The sequence below is a fragment of the Arthrobacter sp. 2YAF22_2 genome, from assembly GCF_052114645.1.
Classification (GTDB): domain Bacteria; phylum Actinomycetota; class Actinomycetes; order Actinomycetales; family Micrococcaceae; genus Arthrobacter.
On record NZ_JBFRFD010000568.1, the window covers coordinates 1 to 2,157 of the forward strand.

Sequence of the window (2,157 nt, forward strand, 5' to 3'; positions counted from 1 at the left end):
GCTTCGGCGACACCGTGCTCGAGATGCGGACACGGCCTGCACCGACGGAGGACCTCGTTCGGGATGTCCGCGCGCTGCCCGGCGTGGTCTCCGCCACGGCGTCCCATGAATCGTTGAAGGTCACGGTGGAGGGCGGCGCCGACGTCACCGGCAAGGTCGTGACGGCTGTGGTCCAATCCACGAACCTTGAGGAGATCCAGAGCCGCGAGCCGAGCCTGGACGAGGTCTTCCTGAGCCTGACAGGCAAGGAGCTGCGGGAATGAGCCTGCGCCATAACGTGCGGGTGGTCCGGGCAGTGGCAGCGGCGGACATCCGCCTCACCCTCCGCGAACCGCTGTTCGCGGTAGTCGGCGTCGTCATCCCGATCAATTTCTTACTGCTCTTCCTTCTCTTCGCCCTCAGCGGGGGTCAGGCGCCGATCGCGGTGGTGATGAATGACCAGGGGCCGTTGGCCGCGCGCTTCGTGCAGGCCATGGGCAACTCGCGGTCTTTTATTATCCATACGGCTTCCCCGGCCGACGCCGAACGCGAGATCCGCGCCGGCACCATCGTCGCCGTCGTGACGGTACCGCAGGACTTTGATGCCGCGCTGGGCGCCGGGACACGGGTGGACCTGCCAGTTGAGGTCAACAACCTCAACGTCGATTTCACCAACGACATCCGGCGGGCAGTGCCGCTCTCGATTACGTCTTTCTACGCGGACGCGTTCCCTGAGCAGGTGGTCGTGCATGCCGTCGAGTCCGACATCCAGGCACACGACACCGGCTACGTTCCTTACCTCGCCGTCAGTATCGTGGTGGCCGGCCTGATGCTCGCCGCGCTCTTGCAGGGCAGCGTCAACGCCRCCCGGGACTACGAGCTGGGGACCGTCAAGGAACTGGCGCTGGCGCCGGTGAGCCGCCTGGCGATCGGGCTGGGAAAGATGCTCGGGTCGGCCGCGCTCACGGCGGCGTCGGCGCTGCTGGTGCTGGGTGTCGTGATCCTGTTGATCGGCGTGCGCCCGCTCCATCCTCTGGAGGTGCTTGGGTTCGCGTTGCTGATGATCGCAGCCTTCCTTGCCCTCGGTGTTCTGGCCGGGACGCTGGTCCGCCGGCGGCAGCAGGCGATCCCGCTCGCCATCGCCAGCGTCCTTCCGTTGTTCTTTCTAAGCGGTCCGTTCGGGCCGGCGAACTGGCTGGGCCCGGTTCCCGGCGCGATCGCGGCCGTATCCCCGCTCACCTACGCGATCGCGGCCTTCCAGCACGCCTTCCACGGCTACCAGACGGCCACGCAGGACCTCGCCGTCGACACGATTGTGCTGGCCGGGTTCACGCTGCTGACCGTCCTGCTTACAGCGTTTGTTTTCGGCCGCAGGGGGGTCGCACGCTGATGGGAGCGCACTAATGGGAGCCCTACGGGCCGTGCTGGCCATCGCGGTCAAAGACCTCGTGACGTGGGTGCGCACGCCGTCGGCGATCGCCGTGAGCCTGCTGCCGCCGGTCGCCTTCCTGCTGATCATCTTCATCGTGGCCGGGGCAACGGGCCGCAATCCAGTGGCAGTCGTAGCCGAGGGCGACGGCCCGCAGGCTCAGCGCCTCGTGTCGATTCTGAATGACTCGGATGCGTTCCGCATCCAGCGCGCATCCCCGGTTGAGGCAGCCCGGTTGCTCGACACGCTGCAGGTCGCGGCCGTCATCACCATCCCCGCCTCGTTCGACGACGACTACCGGATGCACCGGCCGGACCCGGTGCAGATCCGGATCAACAATCTGAACCTGGACTTCACCAATGACCTGCGCCGATCGCTCCCAGCGGCGATCACGCGCTTTTACGGGGGCCAGCAGGGCAACCCCATCATGGTCGGCGTTACCGAGTCGGATCTGCGGCCGCACGACGTCGACCTCGTGCAGTTTGAGCTCGTGCCCATCCTCGTACTGCTGCTCACGCTCATGGGCGTGGTCAACGGCGGGTTGGCCACGGCCCGTGAGTTCGAGGACCTAACGATCAAGGCGCTGCTGCTCTCGCCGATCGGCCGCGGCACCCTGATCGCCGGGAAGATCCTGGGCTGCTGGGTGACGACCATGCTGGTGGCCGCGCTGGTGCTGGTCTTGTCGGCGGTCACCGGCATCCTGCGTCCGGCGGGCTGGTACTGGGTTCCTGCCCTGGCAGTGGTTGGGT

Annotated in this window: 3 protein-coding genes; all 3 read left to right on the top strand. The window is 66.9% G+C overall.

Annotated features, from left to right (window positions below; all coding sequences use genetic code 11):
• The coding region (locus AB4Y86_RS17365) for an ATP-binding protein DrrA1-3 family domain-containing protein (protein ID WP_441403410.1) at positions 1-263 on the top strand (263 nt) is incomplete at its 5' end.
• A complete protein-coding gene (locus AB4Y86_RS17370) occupies positions 260-1,369 on the top strand; it encodes an ABC transporter permease (RefSeq protein WP_441403411.1) in 1,110 nt (369 codons plus the stop codon). The genes AB4Y86_RS17365 and AB4Y86_RS17370, both read left to right, overlap by 4 nt.
• Before the next feature lie 13 nt (positions 1,370-1,382).
• The coding region (locus AB4Y86_RS17375; RefSeq protein WP_441403412.1) for an ABC transporter permease at positions 1,383-2,157 on the top strand (775 nt) is incomplete at its 3' end.